At 68.1% G+C, this 5,528-nt stretch carries 4 protein-coding genes and 1 pseudogene; 4 read left to right on the plus strand and 1 reads right to left on the minus strand.

The features are described from left to right. The 4 genes and pseudogenes from WA965_RS09295 to WA965_RS09310 all read left to right on the plus strand — a co-directional run. Positions 1-690: pseudogene (locus WA965_RS09295) on the plus strand (cobyrinate a,c-diamide synthase); the annotation flags it as partial. Beyond that, positions 687-1,883 carry a uroporphyrinogen-III C-methyltransferase gene (gene cobA / locus WA965_RS09300; protein ID WP_526302489.1) on the plus strand — a complete coding sequence of 399 codons (1,197 nt, stop codon included), beginning with the start codon at positions 687-689 and terminating at the stop codon, positions 1,881-1,883. The pseudogene WA965_RS09295 and the gene cobA, both read left to right, overlap by 4 nt. 33 nt (positions 1,884-1,916) lie before the next feature. Beyond that, the gene (locus WA965_RS09305; RefSeq protein ID WP_526447397.1) at positions 1,917-3,524 is read left to right on the plus strand and encodes an MFS transporter; all 1,608 of its coding nucleotides are present in this window, start codon (positions 1,917-1,919) and stop codon (positions 3,522-3,524) included. Positions 3,525-3,606: 82 nt separating this feature from the next. Further along, a complete protein-coding gene (locus tag WA965_RS09310; RefSeq protein ID WP_526297951.1) occupies positions 3,607-5,349 on the plus strand; it encodes a proline--tRNA ligase in 1,743 nt (580 codons plus the stop codon). A gap of 8 nt (positions 5,350-5,357) precedes the next feature. Here the strand turns inward: WA965_RS09310 and WA965_RS09315 are convergent. Further along, positions 5,358-5,528: DUF4439 domain-containing protein (locus WA965_RS09315; protein WP_526447399.1), on the minus strand; the 171-nt coding region annotated here is incomplete at its 5' end.

Raw genomic sequence — 5,528 nt, forward strand, 5'->3', positions numbered from 1 at the left:
CTTGTCGCCGCTGCGGCCAGCCACGTCCCCGGCGAGCCGTGGACACCGCAGCTGTCCGAACCGCTCATCGAACCGGTGACCGTCGCGTTGGCCGCGGGCAAGGCGTTCAGCTTTGGCTACACCGAACACGGCGAGCTGTTGCGGGCCGCCGGCGCGCACGTCGTGGACTTCGACCCGCTGCACGATCCGTTGCCGCCGGGATCGGCGGCGCTGGTGCTGCCAGGAGGGTTTCCCGAACAGTTCAGTACCGACTTGTCGGCCAACGCTCTGGTGCGCGGACAGATCGGCGCGCTGGCCGCGAGCGGTGCACCGGTGCACGCCGAGTGCGCGGGGCTGATCTATCTGGTCGACGACCTCGACGGACACCCGATGTGTGGGGTGCTGGCCGGATCGGCGTCGTTCTCCGACTCCTTGACCCTCGGCTACCGCGACGCCGTGGCGGTCGCCGACTCCTCGCTGCACGCACTCGGTGACCGATCGGTGGGCCACGAGTTCCACCGCACCACCGTGCAGTTCGCCGACAACCCGCAACCGGCGTGGCGCTTCAAGGGTTGGGGCGGCGGGGTCGTCGACGACGGCGCCGTGCAGGGTGGTGTCCACGCCGGGTATCTGCACACTCATCCCGCCGCGCACCCGCAGGCGATCGCCCGCTTCGTCGCTGCGGCCGCAACATCTAGGCTCGCCGGGTGATCGAGAACGCCTATCTGGTCGGCTTACGGCTGACCGGCAAGAAGGTCGTCGTCGTGGGCGGGGGCACCGTCGCGCAGCGGCGACTGCCGCTGCTGGTCGCCAGTGGCGCCGACGTGCACGTCATCACCATCGCTGCCACCCCTGCTGTCGAGGGCATCGACGGAATCACGTTGACGATGCGGGAGTTTCGTGAGGGCGATCTCGAAGGCGCCTGGTATGTGATCGCTGCCACCGACGACCCCGAGGTCAACGCCGCCATCGTCGCGGAGGCAGAAGGGCGGCACATCTTCTGCGTGCGTGCCGACGTGGCGCGCGAAGGCACTGCTGTGACGCCGGCGTCCTTCGAGTACGAAGGGCTGGCGGTGGGTGTGCTGGCGGGCGGTGAGCACCGCCGGTCGGCGGCCATCCGCTCGGCGATCCACGAGGCCCTGCAGCAGGGCCTGATCGCGGCCGAGGCCCCGGGAGTGGTGCACGGCGGCGTGGCGTTGGTGGGAGGTGGCCCCGGCGACGCCGAACTGATCACGGTGCGCGGCCGGCGACTGCTGGCACATGCCGACGTCGTCGTCGCCGACCGACTCGCACCGCAGGAACTTCTCGCCGAGCTGTCGCCGGACGTGGAGGTGATCGACGCGGCGAAGATCCCGTACGGCCGCGCGATGGCCCAGGACGCGATCAACGAGGTGCTCATCGACAGGGCCCGCGCCGGCAAGTTCGTGGTGCGGCTCAAAGGTGGCGACCCGTTCGTGTTCGCGCGGGGCTACGAGGAGATCATCGCGTGCGCGGATGCGGGCATTCCGGTCACTGTGGTGCCCGGTGTGACAAGTGCCATAGCTGTTCCTGCACTTGCCGGTGTTCCGGTCACGCATCGGGCGGTCAACCATGAGTTCGTGGTGGTCAGCGGCCATGTTGCGCCCGACCATCCCGAATCGTTAGTGAATTGGGATGCGCTGGCCGCGATGACCGGCACGATCGTGCTGCTGATGGCGGTCGAACGGATCGAGCTTTTTGCCGAGGTTCTGATGAAAGGCGGCCGACCAGCCGATACACCGGTTCTGGTGGTGCAGCACGGCACCATGTCGTCGCAGCGCACGCTGCGGGCCACGCTCGCCGACGCGCCGGAGCGAATCCGGTCGGACGGCATCCGGCCTCCCGCGATCATCGTGATCGGTGCGGTCGCGGGCTTCGCCGGGTAAAGGAATCTTAAGAGTACTGTAAGGTAACTCGGTATGACGGCTCTCAATGACGCAGAGCGCGCCGCCATCCAACGTGATGCCGAAGGCAGAAAAAAGTGGGGCTCCAAGCGAGCGCAACCTGCTACTGCCTCCGGAACGGCCGCCGCCGGTGCTGCTGCGCCGCGATCCGGCAAGACCCCGGCCTGGCTTCCCTCGCGGCGCTTCTTCGCCGCGGTCATCGCCATCGGTGGCATGCAGCTGCTGGCCACGATGGACAGCACCATCGCGATCGTGGCGCTGCCCAGGATCCAGGACGAACTCGGCCTGTCCGACGCCGGCCGCAGCTGGGTCATCACCGCATACGTCCTGACGTTCGGCGGACTGATGCTCCTCGGCGGGCGCCTCGGTGACACCATCGGCCGTAAGCGCACCTTCATCGTCGGCGTCGCGCTGTTCACCATCGCGTCCATCCTGTGCGGTATCGCCTGGGACGAAGCCACCCTGGTGATCGCCCGGCTTCTGCAGGGTGTCGGCGCCGCCATCGCGTCGCCCACGGGTCTGGCGCTGATCGCGACGACATTCCCGAAGGGGCCGGCACGTAACGCGGCCACAGCGGTCTTCGCAGCGATGACGGGCGTCGGCTCGGTGCTGGGTCTGGTCGCCGGTGGTGCGCTGACCGAGGTGTCGTGGCGGCTGGCCTTCCTGGTGAACGTGCCCATCGGCCTGCTCGTGATCCACCTGGCCCGTAAGACGCTTCGGGAGACCAACAAAGAGCGGCTGAAGCTCGACGCGGCAGGTGCGCTGCTGGCGACGCTGGGCTGCACGGCCGCGGTGTTCGCGTTCTCGATGGGGCCCGAACAGGGCTGGGTGTCGACGGTCACGATCGGTTCCGGTGTCGTAGCGCTGGCCGCCTTTGCGGCGTTCCTCCTCGTGGAGCGCACGGCCGAGAACCCGGTCGTTCCGTTCGAGTTGTTCCACGACCGCAACCGGGTGGCCACGTTCGCCGCGATCTTCCTCGCCGGCGGTGTGATGTTCACGCTGACCGTGACGATCGGCCTGTACGTGCAGGACATCCTCGGGTACAGCGCGCTGCGGGCCGGCATCGGCTTCATCCCGTTTGTCATCGCCCTCGGAATCGGCTTGGGCCTGTCGTCGGCGCTGGTGTCGAAGTTCCCGCCGCGGATCCTGGTGATCGCCGGTGGTGTGCTGGTGCTCGCGGCGATGCTCTACGGCTCGACGCTGGACGCGGGCATCCCGTACTTCCCGAACCTGGTGCTGCCCATCACCATCGGTGGCTTCGGCATCGGCATGATCGTGGTGCCGCTGACCGTGTCGGCGATCGCCGGTGTCGGGTTCGATCAGATCGGGCCCGTATCGGCCATCGCCCTGATGTTGCAGAGTCTTGGCGGGCCGGTCGTGCTGGCCGTCATCCAGGCCGTCATCACCTCGCGCACGCTGTATCTGGGCGGCACCACGGGTCCGGTCAGCGATATGAACGCCGCGCAACTGCACGCGCTCGACCAGGCGTACTCGTACGGCTTGTTGTGGGTGGCCGCGGTGGCGATCATCGTCGGCGGCGCCGCCCTGTTCATCGGCTACACCGCCGAGCAGGTGGCGCACGCGCAGGAAGTCAAAGACGCCATCGACGCCGGAGAGCTCTAGCTCCTCTCGGATTCGGCGCGTCCGACGACCGTGACGGTGCGCTGGCGCGCCCGATTCACCCGCAGAAGTAAGGTTGTCGGCTGTGATCACCCGTATGTCCGAGCTGTTCCTGCGTACCCTGCGCGACGACCCTGCCGATGCCGAGGTGCCCAGCCACAAACTGTTGATCAGAGCCGGATACGTGCGACCCATCGGCCCCGGCCTCTACAGCTGGCTGCCGCTGGGCCTGAAGGTGCTCCGCAAGGTCGAGGCCGTCGTCCGCAGCGAGATGAACGCCATCGGCGGCCAGGAGATCCTGTTCCCCGCGCTGCTGCCGCGTGGCCCCTACGAAACGTCGAACCGGTGGACCGAATACGGCGACGGCGTGTTCCGGCTCAAGGACCGTCGCGGCAGCGACTACATGCTCGGGCCGACGCACGAGGAGTTCTTCACCCTGACGGTCAAGGGGGAGTACTCCTCGTACAAGGATTTCCCGTTGCGGCTCTACCAGATCCAGACAAAGTACCGGGACGAGGCGCGTCCCCGGGCGGGCATCCTGCGCGGTCGCGAGTTCGTGATGAAGGACTCGTACTCGTTCGATGTCGACGACGAGGGGCTCAAGAACGCCTACTACGCGCACCGTGACGCCTACCAGAAGATCTTCGAACGGCTGGCGGTGCGCTACGTCATCGTCTCGGCGGTGTCGGGGGCCATGGGGGGCAGCGCGTCCGAGGAGTTCCTCGCCGAGAGCGACATCGGGGAGGACACCTACGTTCGCTGCCTGGAATCCGGTTACGCGGCCAACGTCGAAGCCGTGGTCACGGCGCGGCCGGAATCCATCGCTCTCGACGGGCTGCCCGAAGCCGTCGAGTACGACACCGGCAACACGCCGACGATCGCCACGCTGGTCGAGTGGGCCAACGGCGCCGGCCTCGGCAGGCAGGTCACCGCAGCGGACACGCTGAAGAACGTGTTGCTCAAGACCCGACTGCCCGGTGGCGACTGGGAACTTCTCGCGATCGGCGTTCCGGGCGATCGTGAGGTCGACGACAAACGACTCGGTGCCGCGCTCGAGCCGGCGGAGTACACGATGCTCGACGACGCCGACTTCGCCAAGTATCCGTTCCTGGTGAAGGGCTATATCGGCCCGAAGGGCCTGCTCGCCAACGGGGTTCGTTACCTGGTGGATCCCCGGATCGTCGATGGCACGTCGTGGATCACCGGAGCCGACGCCCAGGGCCGCCACGTGGTCGGGCTGGTGGCCGGTCGCGACTTCACGGGCGACGGCACCATCGAGGCCGCCGAAGTCCGCGAGGGAGACCCCTCACCCGACGGCTCGGGACCGCTGGTCGCTGCGCGCGGTATCGAGATCGGTCACGTCTTCCAGCTGGGCCGCAAGTACACCGACGCCTTCACCGCCGACGTGCTCGGCGAGGACGGCAAGCCCGTGCGGCTGACCATGGGTTCCTACGGCGTAGGCGTATCGCGGCTGGTGGCGGTGATCGCCGAGCAGCATCACGACGAGCTCGGACTGCGCTGGCCGTCATCGGTGTCGCCGTTCGACGTGCACATCGTCATCGCCAACAAGGACGCCGACGCGCGCACCGGGGCCACCGAGCTCGCCGGTGCACTCGAGGTGCAGGGCTTCGAGGTGCTGCTCGACGACCGGAAGTCCTCGCCCGGGATCAAGTTCAAGGACGCCGAACTGCTCGGTGTGCCGTGGATCGTCGTGGTCGGCCGGGGGTGGGCCGACGGTGTGGTCGAGCTACGCGATCGGTTCAGCGGCGAGAAGCGCGACGTGCCGATTGAGGCCGCAGCGGCCGACATCGCCGCGGCGATCCGCTAGCGGGCCGCTCATTCGGTGCCGCCGGGAAACGCCACGGTGATCGTGGTGTCCCCGCGGACGCGGCGCCAGAGCGCTGCGGTGACCGCGCATTCGGTCAGTGCGGTGACCCCGAATGTCCGCACGCCCGGCTCGGTCGCCTGCTCGACGACGGCGCGCCACGCGGTGGCCGCGTCCTGCTC

The sequence above is a fragment of the Mycobacterium sp. genome (assembly GCF_049683935.1).
Lineage (GTDB): Bacteria > Actinomycetota > Actinomycetes > Mycobacteriales > Mycobacteriaceae > Mycobacterium.